Raw genomic sequence first — 20,172 nt, 5'->3', positions numbered from 1 at the left:
GCGGGCCAGTATGCGGCGCTTTGGCCTGATGAGAAATGCTTCTGTAGCCCTCTGGGGCGGCGGGCATCGGCGCGGCGATGCTGGCCTGGAGGCCGTCGCATGTCCGGCTGGAGATGGCCAGGCAAGGCCCCCGGGGCCTTTGCGCAGCCTCGCGGGCTCGGCAGCGGCTACCGGGATGGCGTCGGGGGGCCGGGCAGGCGCAGGCGCCAGCGGCCGGCGTGGCTCAGGTCGAGCCGGGACAGGGGCTCGATGTCGATCTGGTTGAAGCTGGCCAGCGGCGCCTGCAGCACCTGCACCAGCACGGCGCGGATGACGAACGGATGGGTCACCGCCAGCCAGTGGCCCGGGCGCTGCGCCATGACCTCCAGCCATTGCGCCACGCGCTGGCACAACTGGGCCAGGGATTCGCCTCCCGGTGGCGCCAGCTGCGGGTCCCTGAGCCAGGCCTGCAGCGCCTCGGGTTCACGCTCTTGCAGTTCATCGATGCGCAGCCCCTGCCAGGCGCCGAAATCACAGTCGCGCAAGGCGTCCTGCACCTCATGCTCGGCGCTGAACAGCTGGGCGCTCTGGCGGGTACGCAGCTCGGGCCCGCACAACACCCGGATGCTGCGCTTGAAATCACCGGCGCGGCTCAGGGCCTGGGCTTGCCAGTCCAGCTCCAGGGGTTCGTCCCGGGGAAAACGCGCCAGCTTCTGGGCGGCGGTACGGGCATGGCAGATCAGGGTCAGACGGGTGGCCTGCACGGTGTTTACTCTGGCGTTATCGATTGGCAAACCTACACGGGCCGGGCAGATGCAACATCTTTGCTGCAACCGCCTCCAAGGTTCATTGCAAAACAGCACGCCGGTGCCTGTCCGGTGCGGTCGCGCCACTGTATTCGGCCTGCTCGGCGTAAGCCAGACCCTGTTGCGATCGCTCCCCTACGTCCCGCACCGTGGCTTCCCGCCCCGCCAACAACAGATTCCCACCTGAAACCGCCCCATTTCAGGGCAATTTGATATCAGAGGAAAATTCACTAGACATGTAGCGTCTATTACATAAATATCCATTTCGCCATTTTATGAAATAAAAACGACATCACTTTCCAAGGCACCCCGATGCCCTCTCTCAGAGACCTGATCACCGACCCCGCCCTCGACCTCACGCCGTCCGAGCGCAAGGTCGTGCGGGCCCTGCTCGATCACTACCCGCGCAATGGGCTGGGGCCGATGTCACGCCTGGCGGAACACGCCGGGGTCAGCGATCCGACCATCGTGCGCCTGGTGAAGAAGCTCGGTTTCAGCGGCTACGGCGAATTCCAGGAAGCCCTGCTCAGTGACATGGATGACCGCCTGCGCTCCCCCAGCACCCTGCTGCGCCCGCGTTCGCAAGTGGCCCAGGGCGATACCTGGGGCCGCTACCTGGCCGACAGCCAGCGCGTACTGCAGGACACCCAGGCCCTGACCCAGCCCGAAGACATCCGCGTGCTCATGGACTGGCTGCTGGACAGCCGGCATTCGGTGTACTGCTTCGGCGGCCGCTTCAGCAGCTTCCTCGCCCTCTACCTGTTCAACCACCTGCGGCTGATGCGCCCGGGCTGTTTCTTCCTTGACGACAACGCCCAACTGCCGGACCGCCTGTTCGATGTCCAGCGCCAGGACCTGGTGCTGCTGTTCGACTACCGCCGCTACCAGTCCCAGGCCATGCGCGTGGCCAGTGCGGTCAAGGCACGCAACGCCCGGGTGGTGCTGTTCACCGATATCTATGCCTCGCCGCTGCGGGAGCTGGCGGACCTGGTCATCAGTGCACCGGTGGAATCCTTGTCGCCATTCGACACCCTGGTGCCGGCGCTGGCCCAGGTCGAGGCGCTGGTCGCCTGCCTGACCCCGCGCAGCCCTCATCTTGATCAACGCCTGGAGGGCATCGATGCCCTGCGGGCGGAATTTGCTACCCATGTGCTGGAGGAAAAATAAGGATGTTCAGCCTGCCCCACCGTTCGCCCCGGGACCTGCCCTTCGTCGTCGACCACACCGCCCTGCTGCTGGTGGACATGCAGCGGGCGTGGCTTGAACCGCAGTTCGATCCGCACCTGCAAGGGCCCGAGGGCGAGGCCTTTCTCAAGCGCGCACGAGAGCGGGTGATCCCCAACCAGCAACGGCTGCTGGCGGCGGTGCGCGAGGCGCGGCAGAACGTGCTGCACACCATTATCGAAAGCCTGACCGCCGATGGCCGTGACCGCTCCCTGGACCACAAGCTGTCGGACATGCACCTGCCCAAGGGCAGCCCCCAGGCGGCGATCATTGCCGAGCTCGAGCCGGTGGAAAACGAGATCGTGCTGCCCAAGACCTCCTCCGGGGTGTTCAACTCCACCAACATCGACTACGTGCTGCGCAACCTGGAAACCCGCCACCTGATCATCGCCGGGATCGTCACCGACCAGTGCGTGGACATGGCCGTGCGCGACGCCGCCGACCGCGGCTACCTGGTGACCCTGGTGGAAGATGCCTGCGCCACCTACGGCGATACCCGGCACCAGGCCTGCCTCAACGCAATCAAGGGCTACTGCTGGATCACCGACACCGACACCGTGCTCGGCCGCCTGCGGGAGATCCGCGGATGAGCCGGGGCCAGGGCATCGAGGCCCTGACCCCGGTGGCCATGACCAGCATCGTCACCACCGACCTGATCGGCGTCACCCGTGGCCGCTCCTTTCCCAGCGACGAACTGGAGCGCTACAAGGTCGGCGGCTGCGGCTGGGTGCCGGCCAACAGCGCGCTGACGCCCCAGGACCTGATCGCCGAGGACAACCCCTGGGGCGCCTATGGCGACCTGCGACTGATCCCCGACCTGGACAGCCGGGTCAGTGTCGGCGCCGGGCCGGATGCCAGCGCGGCGCCGCTGGATTTCATCCACGCCGACATCTGCGAGACCGACGGCACGCCCTGGGCGGCCTGCCCGCGCACCCTGCTGCGCAAGGAAATCGAGCGCTACCGCGAGCTGGGCATCCAGATCACCGCGGCCTTCGAGCATGAATTCAACCTCGACACCGGCACCGGCCAGCGCGAGCACCTGGCCTTCTCCCTGGAAGCCCAGCGCCAGGGCGCGGCCTTCGGTGGCTGGCTGCTGGCGGCGTTGCGAGCCGCCGGCGCCGAACCGGAAATGTTCCTCCCCGAATACGGCAAGCAGCAGTACGAGATCACCTGCCGGCCGACCCAGGGCCTGGCCGCTGCCGACCGGGCGGTGAACGTGCGCGAGATCACCCGGGAAATCGCCCGGCAACTGGGGCACCGGGTCAGCTTCGCGCCCAAGACTGCCGACGACGCGGTGTGCAACGGGGTGCACCTGCACCTGAGCCTGCAAAACCTGGACGGCGAGCCACTGCTCTACGACCCCCACGCGGTGAGTGGCGACGACCTGTCGAGCCTGGGCCAGCACTGGGCCGCCGGGGTGCTCAGGCACCTGCCGGCGCTGTGCGCCTTCACCGCGCCGACGCCGATTTCCTACCAGCGCCTGCAGCCCCATCACTGGAGCGCCTCCTACGCCTGCCTGGGCCTGCGCAACCGCGAAGCCTCGCTGCGTATCTGCCCGACCCTGAGCCTGGGCGGCAAGCCGGTGGCGCCGCAGTACAACCTGGAATTCCGCGCCCTGGATGCCACCGCCTCGCCGCACCTGGCCATGGCGGTCATCCTGATGGCCGGGCGCCTGGGCCTCGAACAGCAACGGGTGCTCAATGCGGTGACCGACAAGGCCCCCTCGGACCTGAGCGCCGAGCAACGCCTGGCCAGTGGCATCGTGCCGCTGCCGGGCTCCCTGCCCCAGGCCCTGGAATGCCTGCGCGGCAACACTGAACTGCTGCAGTTCCTGCCCCAGGACCTGCTGGCCACCTACTTCGCCGTCAAACAAAAGGAAGTGTCCCTGACCGAGCACCTGACCGCTGCCCAACTCTGTGAGCACTATGGACACCTGTACTAAATCCGCCGAGCTGGGGTTCTACACCGAGCCGGCCTACCGCCTGATCCGTGAAGACTCCGAGCACCCGCTGATTCTGGTGTGCGAACACGCCAGCCACTACATTCCACCGGCCCTGCACGACCTGGGCCTGGACCCGCTGGCGGCCCGCGAACACATCGCCTGGGACCCGGGCGCCCTGGAACTGGCCCAAAGCCTGTCCCAGGCCCTGGGCGCGACCCTGATCGCGGCCAATTACTCGCGCCTGCTGATCGACCTCAACCGGCCGCGCCACGCCCCCGACAGCATCCCGCTGCAAAGCGAGATCTATCAGGTGCCGGGCAACCAGCAGCTGGACGAGGCCACTCGCGAGTACCGCCGCCAGCAGCTGTTCACGCCGTTTCACCAGCGCCTGCAAAGGATCATCGACCGGCGCCTGGCCCAGGGCCGTGAAGTGCGGGTGGTGGGGATCCACAGCTTCACCCCGGTCTACTACGGGCAGCCGCGCGCGCTGGAAATCGGCGTGCTGTATGGCAGCGCCACCGACTACGCGGCGCGGATCCTCGAAGGGCTGTGGAGGCTGCCGATCAAGGTGGCGGGCAACCAGCCCTACGAGATCGATCCGTTGAGCGACATGACCGTGCCGGTGCACGGCGACGCCCGTGGCCTGGCGTCGGTATTGATCGAGGTGCGCAACGATCTGCTGCGTACCCCTGAAGCGGTGCAGCACTGGAGCGATACACTGGCGCCGCTGCTGTAGCCGCGGCGAGAGGAAGGTTTCACCGGCGCGCCCCGAAGGACTCACCCGGCGCGCCAAAACGCTGTTTGCAGGACCGGTACAACAACTAGAAAAACCGCTGTGGTGTGTCTTTAAACCCTGCCAGGTTCAAACACGAAAGCGCGGCCCGAGGTGTCAATGACGACCCGCAGGGCCCCGCCTTTACCCACTTACACAGGCTCAAGGAGAACGGCTTCATGGAGATTGAAGAATTCGGCTACAAACAGGAACTCAAGCGCGGGCTGAGCCTGCGTGACCTGGTGGTCTACGGGATGATTTTCATGATTCCCATCGCCCCGTTCGGGGTCTACGGCTACGTCAACCAGGAAGCCCCGGGCATGGTGCCCCTGGCCTACATCATCGGCATGGTAGCGATGGTCTTCACCGCCCTGAGCTACGGCGCCATGGCCCGCGCCTTTCCCATCGCCGGTTCGGTGTATTCCTACGCCCAGCGCGGCCTCAACCCCCATGTGGGCTTTCTTGCCGGCTGGCTGATGCTCCTGGACTACCTGCTGATCCCGCCGCTGCTCTACGTCTACGCGGCCATGGCGCTCAACCACCTGTACCCGGAAGTGCCCAAGGTCGGCTTCATCCTGGCGTTCCTGGTCAGCGCCACCTTCGTCAACCTGCGCGGTATCACCTTCACCGCGCGGATGAACATCCTGTTCCTGCTGGCGCAACTGGCGGTCCTGGGGATCTTCCTGTTCTACGCCTGGAATGCCCTGCACGGTGGCGCCGGCAACGGCCAGCTGACCCTGGCGCCGCTGTACAACCCGGAGAACTTCCACTTCGGCATGCTGATGCAGGGCGTGTCCATCGCGGTGCTGTCGTTCCTCGGCTTCGATGCCATCTCCACGCTCGCCGAAGAGGTCAAGGGCGACCCGGGCCGCAGCGTCGGCCGCGCCGCGCTGATCACCCTGGTGGTGATGGGCGCGATCTTCGTGGTACAGACCTGGATCGCCACCGACCTGGCCGCCGGCATGGGCTTCAAGTCCGCCGACACCGCCTTCTATGAAATCGCCGAACTGGCCGCCGGCAGCTGGCTGGCGACCCTCACCGGAGTGGCCACCGCGCTGGCCTGGGGCGTGGCGGTGGCCATCACCTCGCAGGCCGCGGTATCGCGCCTGCTGTTCGGCATGGCCCGCGACGGCAAGCTGCCTAAGGTGCTGGCCAAGGTCCACACCAAGCACAACACCCCGCACATCAGCATCTACCTGGTGGCGGTGCTGTCGCTGCTGATCTGCTACCTGTTCATCAACTCGGTGGACACCCTGACCTCCCTGGTCAACTTCGGCGCCCTGAGCGGCTTCATGCTGCTGCACATCACCGTGATCAATTTCTACTGGCGCCGGCAGAAGTCCGGCCAGGTGGTGCGCCACCTGATCTGCCCGGTAATCGGCTTCGTGATCGTCAGCGCCATCATGTACAACATGGGCGTGGATGCGCAGAAACTCGGCGCCATCTGGATCCTTGCCGGGCTGGTCTACCTGTTCCTGCTGAACAAGCTGGGCAGCGGCGCCGCCCTGCCCGACCCGCTCAAGCACTAGTTGCACCCGCGCGGCGCCCCAGGGCGTCGCGCCAACCCCGGCGCTGCCAGCAAGAGCGGCCCGGGGACTGGCCGCCGGATGCCGCGGCCGTGGAACTGCGTGGTAACCGACAGTGATGTCTGGCCAGTGCCTGCCCCCCCGGGGCAAGCGGCCCTTGATACAGGAGTACACCCATGCTGGCCTTGCGTCCGGTGGCGTTATCCGATCTGCCCCAACTGCGGCGCCTGGCCCGCGAACGCCTGCTGGGCGTGACCTCCCTGGTGGATGACGAAACCTGCCTGCGGGACAAGATCCTCGATTCCCAGGCCTCCTTCGCCAAGAGCGATGCCAGCCAGGGCCCGGAGAACTATTTCCTGGTGCTCGAGGACCTCGACAGCGGCCAGTTGCGCGGCTGCTCGGACATCCTCGCCACTGCCGGTTTTGCCAGCCCGTTCTACAGCCTGCGCAACCGCCCGTTCATCAGCAGTTCCCGGGAGCTGAACATCCAGCACGGGGTGCCTACCCTGTCGCTGTGCCACGACCTCAGCGAACAGACCCTGCTGCGCAGCTTCCATGTCGACCCGCCGCTGGGCGGCACCCCACTGGCCCAGCTCACCTCCCGCGGGCGGTTGCTGTTCATCGCCGCCCACCCCCAGCGCTTCGCCGACAGCTGCATCAGCGAGATCGTCGGCTACAGCGACGCCAACGGCGAGTCGCCGTTCTGGCAAGCCGTGGGCCAGCACTTCTTCGACCTGCCCTATGTCGAGGCCGAGCGCCTGTGCGCCCTGCAGGGCCGCGGCTTTCTCGCCGAACTGATGCCCCAGTACCCGCTGTACATCCCGATGCTGGCGCAGGCGGCCCAGGACTGCATCGGCCAGGTTCACCCGGATGCCCGGGAGGCCTGCCAGATCCTGATCGACGAAGGCTTCGCGCCGACCCAGTACGTCGACCTGTTCGATGCCGGGCCGACCCTTCAGGGGCGCAGCCACCAACTGCGCTCGATCGCCCAGAGCCGGGTCGCCACCAGCTACCCCAGCCCCCAGAGCGGCCAGGGCCAGCAGTGGTTGCTGAGCAACGAGCGGCTGCAGGGCTTTCGCGCCATAGTCGCGGCGCTGGACACCGCCCCGGGCGCTGAAATCGGCCTCGACCCGGCCATGTTCCAGGCCCTGCAACTGGCGCCGGGCGAGCCGGTACGGAGCGTTGCCTTATGAACCGGCCCCTGTTGCCCCCCTGCCCGGCGTCATTGCCAGGAGCCCGCCAATGATCGTCCGTCCGATCCGCGTCACCGATCTGCCGGCGGTCTTGAGCCTGCTCGAAGGTAGCTGTCGCGAACTGAACAACCTGTCCACCGACCCCGAGCGCCTGGCCCATCGGGTGCGCTGGGCGCAGCGAGCCTTCGCCAACCAGGTGGAGCGGGCCGATGCCGACTACCTGTTCGTCATGGAAGATGACGAGCAGCAGGTGATCGGGGTCTGCGGCCTGAGCGGCGCCATCGGCCTGCGCGAGCCCTGCTACAACTACCGGGTCGGCACCACCCACGGCAGCGCCCCGGTGCTGGGCATCGAAAAGCACATCCCGACCCTGTTCCTGTGCAACGAGATGACCGGGCAGTCGCTGCTGTGCTCGCTGTTCCTGCGCCGCGATCACCGCCAGGGCTACACCGGCCGCCTGCTGTCCACCGCGCGCCTGCTGTTTGTCGCCGAATTCCCCCGGCTGTTCGGCGACAAGCTGGTGGCCGAACTGCGCGGCCAGCTCGACAGCCAGGGCCGCTCGCCGTTCTGGGACAGCCTGGGGCGGCACTTCTTCAAGATGGGTTTCCAGCAGGCCAATCGCCTGTCCAGCCACGGCAGCAAATCCTTCATCGCCGAACTGATGCCGCGCCAGCCGCTGTACACCTGCCTGCTCAGCCCCCAGGCGCAGGCCGCCATCGGCCAGGCCCACGCCAGCACCGAACAGGCGGTGAGCATCCTGCGCGACGAAGGCTTCAGCCATCAGGGCTGCATCGACATCTTCGATGGCGGGCCGCTGATCGAGGCCGAGGTGGCGAAGATCCGCAGCGTGCGCGAGAGCCAGACCCTGCCCCTGCTAGTGGGCACTCCGGACGCACAGGCGCCGGTGTGGCTGATCCACAACCGGCGCCTGGAAAGCTGCCGCATCACCGCCGCCCCCGGGCGCCTGGTTTCGGGTTGCCTGCTGGTGGACCGGCTGACTGCCAAGCGCCTGCAACTGCAGCCGGGCGACTCGGTACGGGCGGTGCCGCTGCTGGCCTGCGAGTCACGCACGGCCCTGCACGCACAGCGGCACCTGGCTCCGCAAAGCGCCCTGCTCCTGTAGCCGCTGCCGCAGGCTCGGGCCGCGTTCGGAAGAACGGCCCGCAGGGGCGCGAAATCTCAAGACCGCTGAGGCGCTCGACATGAGACTGCCAAGCAAGGCCCTGCGGGCCTTTGCGCAGCCTCGCGCGCTCGGCAGTGGCTACAGAGGCGTCAGGGCGATGAATCCGGTAACACCTGGCGGCAGGCGCAACATTGACGAACGCCGGGGCGGATGTTCATATGCCGCCCAGTTTCAGGTGCCTCCTGCCGCCGTGCAGGAGGTGAAACGGGAAACCGGTGTGCCCCTTTTCGGGCAAGTCCGGTGCTGCCCCCGCAACGGTAAGCGAGTGCTGCATTCAACAGGCCACTGTACCCAAGGTATGGGAAGGCGAATGCCGCCAGACTCGCAAGCCCGGAGACCGGCCTGTGACGTCTGTTTGGCAATCCTGCGGTGGGCGGGCATGGGCCGGTATGGTCGCGTGCCCGTGGCCGATACCCTCTCCTGCGTGCTTCCCGAAGACACTTTCGAGAAGACCAACAATGACAACACCTGACTCTTTGCCTGCACGCGACTGGCGTGCACCTCGCCGCACCATGAGCGGCGCCCTGCTCGGCTGCCTGTTCAGCCCCCTGCTGCTGGCGGACGACAGCCCCCTGACGCTGGACCAGCAATTTGTTTCCGCCCCCTCGGTGGAGTCCACCACGGTGGCCGAAATGGCCCGCTATGGCAGCAAGGTGGAGATCATCGACCGCCAGCAGATCGAACGCGCCGGCCCCAGCAGCGACATCACCCGGGTCCTGCAGATGTACGTGCCGGGGCTGTATGTGGCGCCCAAGAATGGCCCCTTCGACTACGGCACCTACTCCCTGCTGGGCGGGCGCAACGACGACACCCTGATCCTGCTGGACGGCGTGCGCCTGAACAACCGCCTGTACGGCGGCCTGTACCTGGATACCCTGCCGGCCAACGCCATCGAGCGCATCGAGGTGCTCAAGGGTGGCCAGAGCCTGCTGTTCGGTACACAGGCGGTGTCCGGGGTGATCAACATCGTCACCCGCAGCCCGCAGACCCGCGACGTCTCCGGCGAGGTCAACCTGGGCCTGGACAGTTTCATGGGCAGGAGCGGCGATGCCCGCGCCGAGCAGATCCTCAGCAACGGCCTGGGCGAGCTGGGGCTGTTGGCCTATGTCAGCCACAACGTCTCCGATGGCTACCAGCCATTTCGCAACAGCGCCTACAACGCCAACACCCGGGACAAGAAACGCGGCTATGAAGTGACCACCTTCGGCGCCAAGGCGATCCAGGGCCTTGGCGACGCTTCGCGGCTGGAACTGTTCTACCAGTACAGCGACGCCAACCTGGATTTCGCCCGCCCGGTGAACAACCGGAAAACCACCAACGACCGCATCCAGCAGATCGCCACCGCGACCTTCGAGCAGCGCCTGGACGAAGGCTTCAGCTACTTCGTCAAGGGCCATGTCAACGACTGGGACACCCGCTACACCAGGATCGACAGCCTCGACGACGCCAGCCTCAAGGTGCGCAACCACAACGACTACTGGGGCTTCACCGACTGGGGCCTGCAGGCCGAGGGCAAGGCCGAGCTGGACGGCGGCCACGTGCTGGTATTGGGCACCGACAACCAGTGGTTCAAGGGCCAGGACGACGTGCTCAAGATCGATAACAAGCAGGCCCAGGCCAATGCCCTGTACACCCAGCTGCGCCCGGTGTTCGACGCCCTGCCCGACTGGCACCCGAGCCTGGGCGTGCGCCACGAGAAAATCAGCGGCGGCGAAAGCGCCACCGTGGGCATGCTCACCTCGCTCTACGACCTGACGCCCCACTGGCAACTGCGCGGCCAGTACGGCAGCGCCTTCAAGCTGCCCAACGCCGAGCAGCTGTACGCCAACGAGGACTACGAAAAAGGCAACCCCGACCTCAAGCCGGAAAAGAGCCTCAATGCCGAGCTCGGCCTGGACTACAAGGGCAGCCTGCTGGCCGGCGAATTCAACGCCAGCGTCAGCGCCTTCCACCGCAAGATCGACGACCTGATCACCCTCGACGCCAACGATGTCTGGAGCAACGGCCAGGGCCGAATCAAGGTGCGCGGCATCGAACTCGACGGGCGCTGGCAGTTCAGCCCGCAATGGACCCTGCAGGCGGACATGACCCGCAACCTGTTGGAGTCGCGCAACGGCGTGACCCTGAGCAACATCCCCGGTTTCTTCGCCCGTTCGCGGCTGGGCTTCGAAGCCCCGGACCGGATGTGGGGCGTGGGTGGTGCGGTCCGCTACATCGGCCAGATCGACAGCCCAAAGAACGTCGACTACGGCCACTATTCGGTGGTCGACGCCGATGCCTATCGCTACCTGGATACGGCCCAGCAGCACCGCCTGAGCCTACTGGTGGAGAACCTGTTCGACCGCGACTACAGCACCAGCATGACCAGCACCTCGCCCTCGGTGGACAACCTGGGGCGCCCCTTCACCACCGAAGTGCGCTACACCTACCGCTTCTGAGGCCGACCGACATGCATGAGAACTATCAACGGGTGCTGTTCGTCGGCCCCGGCCTGCACGGCGGCGCCCTCGGCGAAGCCTTTCGCAAGGAGCTCGAGGCCCTGCGCGGCGACGGCGCCGACACCCGGGTGATCGACACCCTGGACGGCTTCGACAGCCTCTGGGCGGCGCTGGGCGAAGCCCTGCCCGAGGACGGCGCGAAGCTGCTGGTGGTGGACCTGGAACCCAGCTCCGACAGTGCCTACCTGGACTGGCTGCGCGATGAGCTGGGGCGCCTTTCCCAGGCCCACCCCCAGGCACCGCGGCTGTGGATCACCGCCCAGGCCCTGGGCCGGCGCGGGCTGGACGCGGCCCTGGCCTGCGCCAGCATCGGCCAGCGCGAGCGCCACCTGGCCTGCGACAACGTCAACGCGGTGCAGAGCGACCCGGACTGGTCGCGGGTGCCGCCCCATGCCCGCCAGGTGTTCCTGTGCACCGGCCCGCGCTGCGTGCGGCGCGGCGCCCTGGCGCTGTGGAAGACCCTGCGCCGCGAACTGCTGCGCCTGGAGCACATGGAGACGCCCGGTGGCGTGCTGCTGACCCGCACCGCCTGCCAGTTCCCGTGCAACCTGGGGCCGGTACTCACCGTGCACCCGGACGGCTGCTGGTACCGGGTGCGCGATGACGGCGAGGTGCTGCGCCTGGTGCAGCAGCACCTGGTCCAGGGCGAACCGGTGGCGGACCTACGGATTCCCGCGCCCTACGGAGGAACGGCGGATGCCTAGCAGACTGCTCGGCCTGCTGCTGTGGCTGGCGGCCCTGCCGGCCCTGGCGCACAGCTACCAGAACTGTGGCCGGACCTGGACGGTGGACGGCCCGCCCCAGCGCATCGTCGCCCTCAACCAGCACAGCGCCGACCTGCTGCTGGCCCTGGGTGCCGGGCCGTCGATGATCGGCGTCGCCTATCTGGACGACGATGGCCAGGCCCAGGCCGAAGGGCTTTACCACGGCGTGCCGGTCATCGCTCGCCAGTACCCGTCGGCAGAAGTGCTCTACAGCCTGAAACCCGACCTGGTGGTGGGCGGCTTCGCCTCGGCCTTCCCGGAAAACTTCAGCTCCCGGCAACGCCTGGGGGCCATAGGCGTGGGCAGCTACCTGCTGGAATCGGCCTGCGCCGGGCATGACCAGGACTACTTCGGGCATATCCGCCGCGACCTGCTGACCCTGGGCCGGCTGCTACGCCAGGAGGCCCGCGCGCAGCAACTGGTGGGCCAGATGGATGCCGACCTGGAGGCCGCCGCGGCCCTGTACCGCGGGCGCCCGACGCCTTCGGTGTTCTACCTGGACAGCGAAGTCAACGGCCTGGCCAGCCAGGGTCAGCGCGGGTTTGTCGGCGTGCTGCTGCAAGCGGCCGGTGCACGCAACAGCTTTGCCGCCATCGACCGCCCGCGCCTGACCGTGGACAGCGAGACCCTGCTGGCCAACGACCCCGACGCCATGCTCCTGGCCGACGCCCTGTGGTCCCCGGCCCGGCGCAAACGCCAGCTGCTGCACAGCGACCCTGTGCTGTCGCGATTGCGCGCAGTGCGCGAAGACCGGCTGATCGACATCCCCTTCGCCCGACTGGTGCCGGGCATCGCCAGCGGCCGCACCGCCCTGGAACTGGCCCGGCGCCTGCACCCCACCCACGACTGCCCCCCCCGTAGGAGCCGGCTTGCCGGCGAAGGGAACACCCCCGACCTCGCGGCGTACCCACAGACGCCTTCGCGGGCAAGCCCGCTCCTACAACCACCAGCGAGCCCCCCGTAGGAGCCGGCTTGCCGGCGAAGGGAACACCTCCGACCCCGAGGCGTACCCACAGACGCCTTCGCGGGACACAAGGAACAGCGGCTACAGGGAGTTGAGCAAACGCCTGGACGGCTGCTCCGGCGGGTGGCAGGTGACGTTGTTGCGGCCGCAGGTCTTGGCCGCATACAGGGCCTGGTCGGCATCGTTGAGCCAGCCCATGGCGTCGTCGTGCAGGGGGTTGAAGGCCGCCAGGCCGATGCTCAGGCTGACCTGCAGCGCCGGGCTCTGTTCATAGCCCAGGGCCCCAAAACGACCGCGCAGGGCCTCCATCAGTTCGGCGGCATGAGCCAGGGGCACGTCCGGCAGGATCACGCAGAACTCGTCGCCGCCATAACGCCCGGCCTGGTCGCTGACCCGCAGGTTCTGCCGCAGCAGCTTGCTCAACTGGCGCAGCACCACATCCCCGGCCACATGGCCGTAGGTGTCATTGATGGCCTTGAAGTGGTCGATGTCGATCAGGGCGATGGCACCACCATGGGCCTGGCGCTTGCAGCGCTGGAACTCGATCTCCAACTGGTCCTTCCAGGCGCCATGGTTGAGCAGCCCGGTCAGGCTGTCGGTGCGGCTCAGGGCCAGCAGCTCGCGCTTGTGCCGGCCCAGGGTCACCGCCTGCTGATAGCAGATGTAGCCCAGGGCCAGCGGGTACAGGGTCAGCATCGGCAGGCAGGCATACACCTGCTCAGGGGTGGTCTGGGCGACAAACGCCGGCCCGAACAGCCACAGGGCAACGCCCATGCCCAGCACTTGGGCCGCACTGCCGGCGAGGAAGAAACGTAACCCGCCCAGGGCCATGTTGTTCATGGCCATCATCCCCAGGGTGGTGGCCAGCGGCAGCGGATTGAAGTGCATGGCGCCGACCCAGAAGCCCCCCAGCAGCGAATCCACCAGCAGGTTGCGGTACTCGGCACGAAACGGCACCCGGGCCAGCCGCGCCCATTGGTAGGCCAGGTGCGGCCAGGCAAATGCATTGAACAGCATGAAGCCCCAGACCCAGGGCGCCGGTTGCAGGGGCGCCATCCCCGCGGCCACGCAGAAAAACCCCAGGGCCAGGCCCAGGGTCCGTGACCGATAAAGCCTCCTGGCCAATGACAGTCCCTTCCCTCTGGTGTCCTGCGCAGGGAGCAAGTCGCCTCCGATCAGCAATGGGTAAAGGTGGAACGAGCGGGTGGCAAGCAACCGGTGAAAGTCTATCAGTCGCGTTTCAAAGCGCCATCACTGCCAACGCCCAGTTTCGGCCTGCCAGCGCCAGCAGGTGGGGAATATTTGGCTATAACTGAGGGGCGGCCGATAACCGACTTCGCAGTGGCGAGCACGACGCGCGCCGCCCCTGAGCCGATCCACCCTGCCCCTGGAGGCCGCCGATGCTGGTGATCCTGGTCCTGCTGCTCCTTGCCGCACTCTGGTGCTACCGCACCTACCCGCGCATCGGCCACCTGCTGTACGACGCCAGCGTGGCCCTGGAAGCACGCCTGTACCGGCTGCAGAAAGTCCCGGTGCAGATCGGCGAAGAGACCCTGATGACCTACCAGGGCGGCCCGGCCCAGGCGCCGGTGATCCTGTTGCTGCACGGCCTGAGCGCGGACAAGAGCATCTGGCTGCGTTTTGCCCGGCACTTCAACCGCGACTACCGGTTGCTGATCCCGGACCTGGGCGGCCATGGCGAAACCGCCTATGCCGCCCACCAGGACTACCGTGTTCCGGCCCAGGCCCAGCGCCTTTTGCGCTTGCTCGACGCCTGCGGCATCCAGCGGGTGCAGGTGATCGGCAACTCCATGGGCGGCTATATCGCCGCCTGGCTGGCCGCCCACGCCCCGCAACGGATCAGCGGCCTGGCGCTGTTCGACCCGGCCGGCGTCGAAGCCCCCGAGACCAGCGACCTGCAGCACCTGCTGGAACAGGGCAAGAACCCCTTCCTGGTCCGCTCCCGCGCCGACTTCCAGCACTTCTACAGCCTGACCATGGCCGCCCCGCCCTGGGTGCCCGAAGCAGTGCTGGCGGCCATCGCCGAACGCTATCAGGCGCGCCGCGGGCAACTGGCGCGGATCTTCGCCGAGCTCCAGGCCAGCCCGCCCATGGAGCCCGAGCTGGCGAAGATCCAGGCCCCGACCCTGCTGCTCTGGGGCCGCGAGGACCGCCTGCTGCACCCCAGCAGCGCCCAGGTCTGGGCCAAGGGCCTGCCCCAGGCCCAGGTGCAACTCTGGGAGGGCATCGGGCATATGCCCATGGTCGAACGCCCGGTGCGCAGTGCCCGGCTGTACCAGCAGTTCCTGGAACGCCAGCGGCACTGACAGCGGCCCGCTCATGCATTCATTTGCAGAATGAAGTTCAGAGGAAACTTCGTTTGTCAGCCTCGGGCAGGCCCAGCAGAATCGAGGCCGACCCGCCCTTTCACGCCTCGCCCTCTGCCACGGGAAGCCTGTTCATGAGCAACCAGCACTTCGTCAGCCCGGACCTGATCCGCCAGGGATTTTCCCGGGCGATGTCGGACATGTACCGCGAGGAGGTGCCGCTCTACGGTGCCCTGATGGAGCTGGTGGCCGAAGTCAACGCCCAGGTCCTGGAGCGGCAGCCGGCGCTTGCCCGGCACCTGCAGAGCAGCGGTGAACTGCAGCGCCTGGACCTGGAGCGCCACGGCGCGATCCGCGTCGGCAGCGCCGCCGAGCTGGCGACCCTGGCCCGGCTGTTCGCGGTGATGGGCATGCAGCCGGTGGGCTACTACGACCTGACCCCCGCCGGGGTGCCGGTGCATTCCACGGCCTTTCGCGCGGTGCACGAAGCGGCCCTGCAAGTCAGCCCGTTCCGGGTCTTCACCTCGCTGCTGCGCCTGGAGCTGATCGACAACCCGGAGCTGCGCAGCTTTGCCGAACAGGTCCTGGCCCGGCGCCAGATCTTCACCCCCCAGGTGCTGGAACTGATCCAGCAGGCCGAGGCTGCCGGAGGCCTGGACGCCGAAGACGCCGAGCGCTTTATCCGCCAGGCCCTGGAAACCTTCCGCTGGCACCACCACGCCACGGTGACCGCCGCCCAGTACGCCAGCCTCAGCGCCCAGCACCGGCTGATCGCCGACGTGGTGGCCTTCAAGGGCCCGCACATCAACCACCTGACCCCGCGCACCCTGGAGATCGATGAAGTGCAACGGCTGATGCCTGCCCGCGGCATCACCCCCAAGGCGGTGATCGAAGGCCCGCCGCGCCGGGAATGCCCGATCCTGCTGCGCCAGACCAGCTTCAAGGCCCTGGAGGAGTCCGTGGCCTTCACCGACCAGGCCCAGAGCCAGGGCAGCCACAGCGCGCGTTTCGGCGAGATCGAACAGCGCGGCGCGGCCCTGACCCCCAAGGGCCGCGAGCTCTACGACCGCCTGCTGAACGCCGCCCGCGACGCCCTGGGCGACTTCCCCAACGAAGCCAATGCCCAACGCTACAACCAACTGATGCAAGAGCACTTCAGGGAATTTCCCGACAGCCACCCGGCCATGCGCGAACAGGGCCTGGCCTACTTTCGCTACTTCGTCAGCGAAACCGGGCTGGCCGCGCGCAACCAGCCCCAGCGGCCCACCACCCTGGCAGCGCTGCTGGCGGCCGGGCACCTGAGCGCCGAACCCCTGGTGTATGAAGATTTCCTGCCGGTCAGCGCCGCCGGGATCTTCCAGTCCAACCTGGGGGACGACAGCCAGAGCCACTACGCCGGGCAATCCAACCGCCAGGCGTTCGAAGCCGCCCTGGGCCGCCCCACCCTCGACGAACTGCAGCTCTACGCCCAGACCCAGCAGCGCTCCCTGGAGCACTGCGCCGCCACCCTGGGCCTGCCGGCGCTCTAAGGCGCAAGGCAGGCCCGCGGGTCGATGCCGGCCTTGCAGCCGGTGCGCTGCCCCCATGGTCATGGACCCGTCGCGGCGTTATTCTGCCGCCACTTGCGCCCCCATCAGCGGCGCGCCACCACCAGGGATGGACACGGCGAATGAGATTCGCGATCGGCCTGTTTTTATGCGCGGCACTCGGCGGCGCACTCACCACCCACGCCGCAGAAACCGTCAACGACATCACCCAGCTCAACCCCATAGTGGTAGACCAGGTGGTGCGCCCCACCCGCCTGGAGCAGATCGTCCAGCAGGTGGCCGAACACCCCGGCCCGATCGCCATTGGCGGCGGGCGCTACAGCATGGGCGGCCAGACCGCCACCGAACAGGCCTTGCAGATCGACATGCGCGGCTTCAACCGGGTGCTCGACTTCTCCAAGGAACGCAAGGAAATCACCGTGCAGCCGGGCATCACCTGGCGCGCCGTGCAGGACTACATCGACCCCCACGATCTGTCCGTGAGCATCATGCAGAGCTACGCCAACTTCACCGTCGGCGGCGCCCTGAGCGTCAACGCCCATGGCCGCTACATCGGCTACGGCCCGCTGGTGAGCTCGGTGAAATCCATCAAGCTGGTGCTGGCCGACGGCCAAGTGGTGGACGCCAGCCCGCAGCACAACCGCGACCTGTTCTACGGCGCCATCGGCGGCTACGGCGGCCTGGGGGTGATCGTCCAAGCCACCCTGCAACTGAGCGACAACGTGCGCCTGCTGCGTAGCGTCGACGAGATGCCCCTGGGGGACTACCGCCCCTACTTCCAGGCCCGGATCCAGAACAACCCCAAGGTCATCCTGCACAACGCCGTGCTCTACCCCGACCAGTACCAGACCCTGCGCGCGGTTTCCTACAGCCAGACCGACCTGCCGGTCACGGTCAAGGAACGCCTCACCCCCCTGGACCAGAACTACTGGAAAGAACAGAAGGCCCTGAAAGTGGTGAGCCAGTGGCCCGGCGGCAAGACCCTGCGCCAGGAAGTGATCGACCCCCTGGTGCTGAAAAAACCGCAAGTGTCCTGGCGCAACCACGAAGCCAGCCTCGATGTGCGTGAACTGGAACCCGACTCCCGGGCCAAGCGCACCTACGTGCTGCAGGAATACTTCGTGCCCCCCGACCAGCTGGAAAGCTTCGTCCAGGAGATGGGCGCGACCCTGCGGGCGCACAAGGTCAACGTGATCAACCTGTCGATCCGCCACGCCAAGGCCGACCCCGGCACCCTGCTGGCCTGGGCCAAGACCGAGGTCTTCGCCCTGGTGCTGTACTACCAGCAGAGCACCGCGCCAGAGGAACGGGAAAAAGTCGGCGTATGGACCCGCGCCCTGGTGGACAGCGCCATCGAGCGCGGCGGCAGCTACTACCTGCCGTACCAGATCCACGCCACGGCCCAGCAGTTTCGCGCGGCCTATCCACGGGCCGGGGAGTTCCTGGCGCTGAAGGCCCGGGTCGATCCGCAGAACAAGTTCCGCAACAAGTTGTGGGATGCCTATGGGCTGGGGGCCACAGGGGATGGGGCTGCCCAACCTTAAGGCTGGGTGCCATCAATGGGCCGCGGAGCGCAGTGGCGCCAATACCTTGCGTTGCTGCAGGTAAATCACTCCGTCACCGTCGAAGGCCAGCACCTTGTCGGTGGTCAGGGCGCTGGCGTCGCCGTCCTCGTACTTGAGCCAGCCCTCATCCCACAAGTCGCCACTTTCATGACGCACCTGCACAAAGAAATAAGGCGGCTCGGAGCGGGTGATCTCAATGTAATGCCCACCATCGGGGCCCCCCTGCCACCGCGCATCAGGGTGCTCGGCCAATACATGGGCCGGCGTCGTGGAGAAGCCGTTCTTGAACACGACCACCGCCAGCAATACCAGCGCCAGTACGCCCACCGACATGAGCAAACGTTTTAACCAGATCAATCCAGGATCTCCGCTATCATTCACCGCCCTCGACCTGTCCCGGTCGGGCAATCGCGCATTCTGTTGAAGGCCCGCGCAGTGTGCAATAACAAGCGCAGTGGCCGCTTGCCATCCAGCCCGGCCGCCCCCCGGAAAGCCGGCTGAACGCCTCTTGAATCCGCAGTACCAAGGAAAGGATTGGCCATGCGTATCACCCTCAACACCCTCCATGTAGAAGCCGACCATAGCCTGTGGGTCAATTTCAGCAGTGCGTTCGGCGAAGGCCGGGGCCAATGGCTGGGCACGCTGCCACAGACGGGCCAGGTGCATGAGGTGGAGTTGAGCCTGGAGGACGATTTTGTCTGGGATCACAACCTGTGGGCCGCGACCCAGGACAGGCCACGCATCAGCCGGGAACAGGCGGGGCTGCGGGTCACCGGGCAGTTGCTGCCCCGGGAAGACGAGGCTGTCGCGGCGCTGGTCATAGGTCCGAACATCATCCTGCTGTCGCTGCAGGGTGGCCACGCGCAGCCAGGCGGCTTCGTCAGCCTGCTTGCACGCCAGGTCAGCTTGAGTCCGGTGGCACTGTAGAGGGAGCACGGCAGGCTCGCGCCGGAGCATCCAGCCAGGGTCGATTCAGGGTGATGTAAAGCGGGAAAGTCGCAGGACGCGACAGGGAAGGTGTTCGCCCAGTGCTCTGGCCTTGGCAATCCTTGCACCGGTAAAGAGCCCTTGCACCGGGCGAACGGTTGGCATTCTAGTGCAACTGGCGGGGAAAGTCCGTGGGCAGATTCTGAATAAAACTGCACAGTGCAGTTAACCCGATTGCCCATTGCCTCCCCCGCTCAGTCCTGCCCCCTCAGCCTTCGTGGGCAGTGCTGACCTGCAGGATGTCGGTGTAGGTCACCAGCACGCTCTGGCCCACCTTGAGGTCCTTGAGGCGCTGCTGGACTTCGGGTTTCTCCACGCTCACCACTTTCTTGTTGCCCGCCGGGCCTTCGAAGGTCAGCTGGTTTTTCTTCAAGTCGATGGCGGTGATCTTCAACTGCACCTGCACCTGGCGATAGGCCGCGCCGCCGGGGTTGGGGTTGTCTGCGGTAGCGCGGACCACGCCGCTGGCTTCGCTGGAATCGGGCTTGCCCTTTTCAACGTCGGTGTCGAGCACCGCCACCACCGAGTGGGTGACCGTGACCTTGACCTGATCGCCGACCTTGAGGTGGCCCAGGTCCTTGGCCTGATCGCTCAATTGCACATGCACCGGCTTGCCCCCGGCGCCTTCGAGCACCACCTGGTGCTTGGCGGCGTCCACCGACAGGACCTTGGTCACCACCTGATCGGCCTCGATGGCCCCGGACAGCGGGATATCGGCGGCGTGTGCGGCAAGGCTGGCGGTGCCCAGCACAGTGGCCAGGGCGATGGCGCGGGCCAGGGTATTGAGGGTTTTCATCATGAACATTCCTTGTGGTTGAGAAACACACTGACTTTCAGTCAGGCCCTTGAGCATAGACGCCCTGCCAGCTTTCACCGGGGGATGGGTGCAAGCGTC

At 66.9% G+C, this 20,172-nt stretch carries 18 protein-coding genes and 1 riboswitch; of the genes, 14 read left to right on the top strand and 4 right to left on the bottom strand.

Features of this window, described 5'->3' with window-relative positions:
* Positions 1–167 precede the first annotated feature (167 nt).
* Complete coding sequence (locus tag KI242_RS12010) at positions 168–743, bottom strand: histidine phosphatase family protein (protein WP_210693719.1); 576 nt, start codon at positions 741–743, stop codon at positions 168–170.
* A gap of 354 nt (positions 744–1,097) precedes the next feature.
* Between KI242_RS12010 and KI242_RS12005 the strand changes: the two genes are divergently transcribed.
* The 10 genes from KI242_RS12005 (at position 1,098) to KI242_RS11960 (ending at position 12,851) form a co-directional block, all read left to right on the top strand.
* The gene (locus tag KI242_RS12005; RefSeq protein WP_011060545.1) at positions 1,098–1,952 is read left to right on the top strand and encodes a MurR/RpiR family transcriptional regulator; all 855 of its coding nucleotides are present in this window, start codon (positions 1,098–1,100) and stop codon (positions 1,950–1,952) included.
* Positions 1,953–1,954: 2 nt separating this feature from the next.
* Entirely contained in the window at positions 1,955–2,599 is a 645-nt protein-coding gene (locus KI242_RS12000) for an isochorismatase family cysteine hydrolase (protein ID WP_011060544.1), read from the top strand.
* A complete protein-coding gene (locus KI242_RS11995; RefSeq protein ID WP_015635040.1) occupies positions 2,596–3,951 on the top strand; it encodes a glutamine synthetase family protein in 1,356 nt (451 codons plus the stop codon). Before KI242_RS12000 ends, KI242_RS11995 begins: the two co-directional genes overlap by 4 nt.
* Positions 3,935–4,687 carry an N-formylglutamate amidohydrolase gene (locus tag KI242_RS11990; RefSeq protein WP_011060542.1) on the top strand — a complete coding sequence of 251 codons (753 nt, stop codon included), beginning with the start codon at positions 3,935–3,937 and terminating at the stop codon, positions 4,685–4,687. The genes KI242_RS11995 and KI242_RS11990 overlap by 17 nt, the downstream gene beginning before the upstream one ends.
* 215 nt (positions 4,688–4,902) lie before the next feature.
* Positions 4,903–6,252 carry an APC family permease gene (locus KI242_RS11985; protein ID WP_212806187.1) on the top strand — a complete coding sequence of 450 codons (1,350 nt, stop codon included), beginning with the start codon at positions 4,903–4,905 and terminating at the stop codon, positions 6,250–6,252.
* Positions 6,253–6,425: 173 nt separating this feature from the next.
* Positions 6,426–7,442, top strand: a complete 1,017-nt coding sequence (locus KI242_RS11980; protein WP_212806186.1) for an arginine N-succinyltransferase — start codon at positions 6,426–6,428, stop codon at positions 7,440–7,442.
* A 49-nt stretch (positions 7,443–7,491) separates the two neighbouring features.
* A complete protein-coding gene (locus KI242_RS11975) occupies positions 7,492–8,565 on the top strand; it encodes an arginine N-succinyltransferase (protein ID WP_011060539.1) in 1,074 nt (357 codons plus the stop codon).
* A 216-nt stretch (positions 8,566–8,781) separates the two neighbouring features.
* Positions 8,782–8,986: riboswitch (cobalamin riboswitch) on the top strand.
* A gap of 151 nt (positions 8,987–9,137) precedes the next feature.
* Positions 9,138–11,063, top strand: coding sequence for a TonB-dependent receptor (locus KI242_RS11970; protein WP_212806375.1), 1,926 nt, complete (start codon positions 9,138–9,140; stop codon positions 11,061–11,063).
* 11 nt (positions 11,064–11,074) lie between these two features.
* Positions 11,075–11,827, top strand: coding sequence for a (2Fe-2S) ferredoxin domain-containing protein (locus tag KI242_RS11965; protein ID WP_212806185.1), 753 nt, complete (start codon positions 11,075–11,077; stop codon positions 11,825–11,827).
* The gene (locus KI242_RS11960) at positions 11,820–12,851 is read left to right on the top strand and encodes an ABC transporter substrate-binding protein (RefSeq protein WP_244868189.1); all 1,032 of its coding nucleotides are present in this window, start codon (positions 11,820–11,822) and stop codon (positions 12,849–12,851) included. Before KI242_RS11965 ends, KI242_RS11960 begins: the two co-directional genes overlap by 8 nt.
* 81 nt (positions 12,852–12,932) lie before the next feature.
* Here the strand turns inward: KI242_RS11960 and KI242_RS11955 are convergent, their stop codons facing one another.
* Complete coding sequence (locus KI242_RS11955; RefSeq protein ID WP_050783808.1) at positions 12,933–14,015, bottom strand: diguanylate cyclase; 1,083 nt, start codon at positions 14,013–14,015, stop codon at positions 12,933–12,935.
* A gap of 236 nt (positions 14,016–14,251) precedes the next feature.
* Here KI242_RS11955 and KI242_RS11950 point away from each other — a divergent pair, with 236 nt between their 5' ends.
* The 3 genes from KI242_RS11950 to KI242_RS11940 all read left to right on the top strand — a co-directional run bounded on the left by KI242_RS11950 (position 14,252) and on the right by KI242_RS11940 (position 18,269).
* A complete protein-coding gene (locus tag KI242_RS11950; protein ID WP_011060534.1) occupies positions 14,252–15,178 on the top strand; it encodes an alpha/beta fold hydrolase in 927 nt (308 codons plus the stop codon).
* A 134-nt stretch (positions 15,179–15,312) separates the two neighbouring features.
* Positions 15,313–16,707: a VOC family protein gene (locus KI242_RS11945; protein ID WP_212806184.1), complete on the top strand. Its 1,395-nt coding sequence runs from the start codon at positions 15,313–15,315 to the stop codon at positions 16,705–16,707.
* Between the two features lie 140 nt (positions 16,708–16,847).
* The gene (locus tag KI242_RS11940; protein WP_212806183.1) at positions 16,848–18,269 is read left to right on the top strand and encodes an FAD-binding oxidoreductase; all 1,422 of its coding nucleotides are present in this window, start codon (positions 16,848–16,850) and stop codon (positions 18,267–18,269) included.
* A gap of 12 nt (positions 18,270–18,281) precedes the next feature.
* Here the strand turns inward: KI242_RS11940 and KI242_RS11935 are convergent, their stop codons facing one another.
* Positions 18,282–18,647 carry a hypothetical protein gene (locus KI242_RS11935; RefSeq protein ID WP_011060531.1) on the bottom strand — a complete coding sequence of 122 codons (366 nt, stop codon included), beginning with the start codon at positions 18,645–18,647 and terminating at the stop codon, positions 18,282–18,284.
* Positions 18,648–18,830: 183 nt separating this feature from the next.
* Here KI242_RS11935 and KI242_RS11930 point away from each other — a divergent pair, with 183 nt between their 5' ends.
* Positions 18,831–19,217 (top strand): hypothetical protein, encoded by a 387-nt coding sequence (locus KI242_RS11930; RefSeq protein ID WP_212806182.1) that lies wholly within the window; start codon positions 18,831–18,833, stop codon positions 19,215–19,217.
* Between the two features lie 268 nt (positions 19,218–19,485).
* On the opposite strand, the gene KI242_RS11925 is transcribed toward KI242_RS11930, so the two are convergent.
* Positions 19,486–20,073: a hypothetical protein gene (locus KI242_RS11925; RefSeq protein WP_026020035.1), complete on the bottom strand. Its 588-nt coding sequence runs from the start codon at positions 20,071–20,073 to the stop codon at positions 19,486–19,488.
* Positions 20,074–20,172: the final 99 nt, after the last annotated feature.

Source organism: Pseudomonas sp. Eqa60, assembly GCF_018326405.1.
GTDB lineage: Bacteria > Pseudomonadota > Gammaproteobacteria > Pseudomonadales > Pseudomonadaceae > Aquipseudomonas > Aquipseudomonas protegens.
This window is presented reverse-complemented; position numbering and strand designations above follow the sequence as displayed.

Excerpts from the sequence above, each read along its gene's own strand:
- KI242_RS11930 (WP_212806182.1), top strand. The coding sequence starts at position 18,831 with ATGCGTATCACCCTCAACACCCTCCATGTAGAAGCCGACCATAGCCTG.
- KI242_RS11970 (WP_212806375.1), top strand. The coding sequence starts at position 9,138 with ATGAGCGGCGCCCTGCTCGGCTGCCTGTTCAGCCCCCTGCTGCTGGCG.
- KI242_RS11975 (WP_011060539.1), top strand. The coding sequence starts at position 7,492 with ATGATCGTCCGTCCGATCCGCGTCACCGATCTGCCGGCGGTCTTGAGC.
- KI242_RS12005 (WP_011060545.1), top strand. The coding sequence starts at position 1,098 with ATGCCCTCTCTCAGAGACCTGATCACCGACCCCGCCCTCGACCTCACG.
- KI242_RS11965 (WP_212806185.1), top strand. The coding sequence starts at position 11,075 with ATGCATGAGAACTATCAACGGGTGCTGTTCGTCGGCCCCGGCCTGCAC.
- KI242_RS11985 (WP_212806187.1), top strand. The coding sequence starts at position 4,903 with ATGGAGATTGAAGAATTCGGCTACAAACAGGAACTCAAGCGCGGGCTG.
- KI242_RS11990 (WP_011060542.1), top strand. The coding sequence starts at position 3,935 with ATGGACACCTGTACTAAATCCGCCGAGCTGGGGTTCTACACCGAGCCG.
- KI242_RS11980 (WP_212806186.1), top strand. The coding sequence starts at position 6,426 with ATGCTGGCCTTGCGTCCGGTGGCGTTATCCGATCTGCCCCAACTGCGG.
- KI242_RS11960 (WP_244868189.1), top strand. The coding sequence starts at position 11,820 with ATGCCTAGCAGACTGCTCGGCCTGCTGCTGTGGCTGGCGGCCCTGCCG.
- KI242_RS11940 (WP_212806183.1), top strand. The coding sequence starts at position 16,848 with ATGAGATTCGCGATCGGCCTGTTTTTATGCGCGGCACTCGGCGGCGCA.
- KI242_RS11995 (WP_015635040.1), top strand. The coding sequence starts at position 2,596 with ATGAGCCGGGGCCAGGGCATCGAGGCCCTGACCCCGGTGGCCATGACC.
- KI242_RS11945 (WP_212806184.1), top strand. The coding sequence starts at position 15,313 with ATGAGCAACCAGCACTTCGTCAGCCCGGACCTGATCCGCCAGGGATTT.
- KI242_RS11925 (WP_026020035.1), bottom strand. The coding sequence starts at position 20,073 with ATGAAAACCCTCAATACCCTGGCCCGCGCCATCGCCCTGGCCACTGTG.
- KI242_RS11950 (WP_011060534.1), top strand. The coding sequence starts at position 14,252 with ATGCTGGTGATCCTGGTCCTGCTGCTCCTTGCCGCACTCTGGTGCTAC.
- KI242_RS12000 (WP_011060544.1), top strand. The coding sequence starts at position 1,955 with ATGTTCAGCCTGCCCCACCGTTCGCCCCGGGACCTGCCCTTCGTCGTC.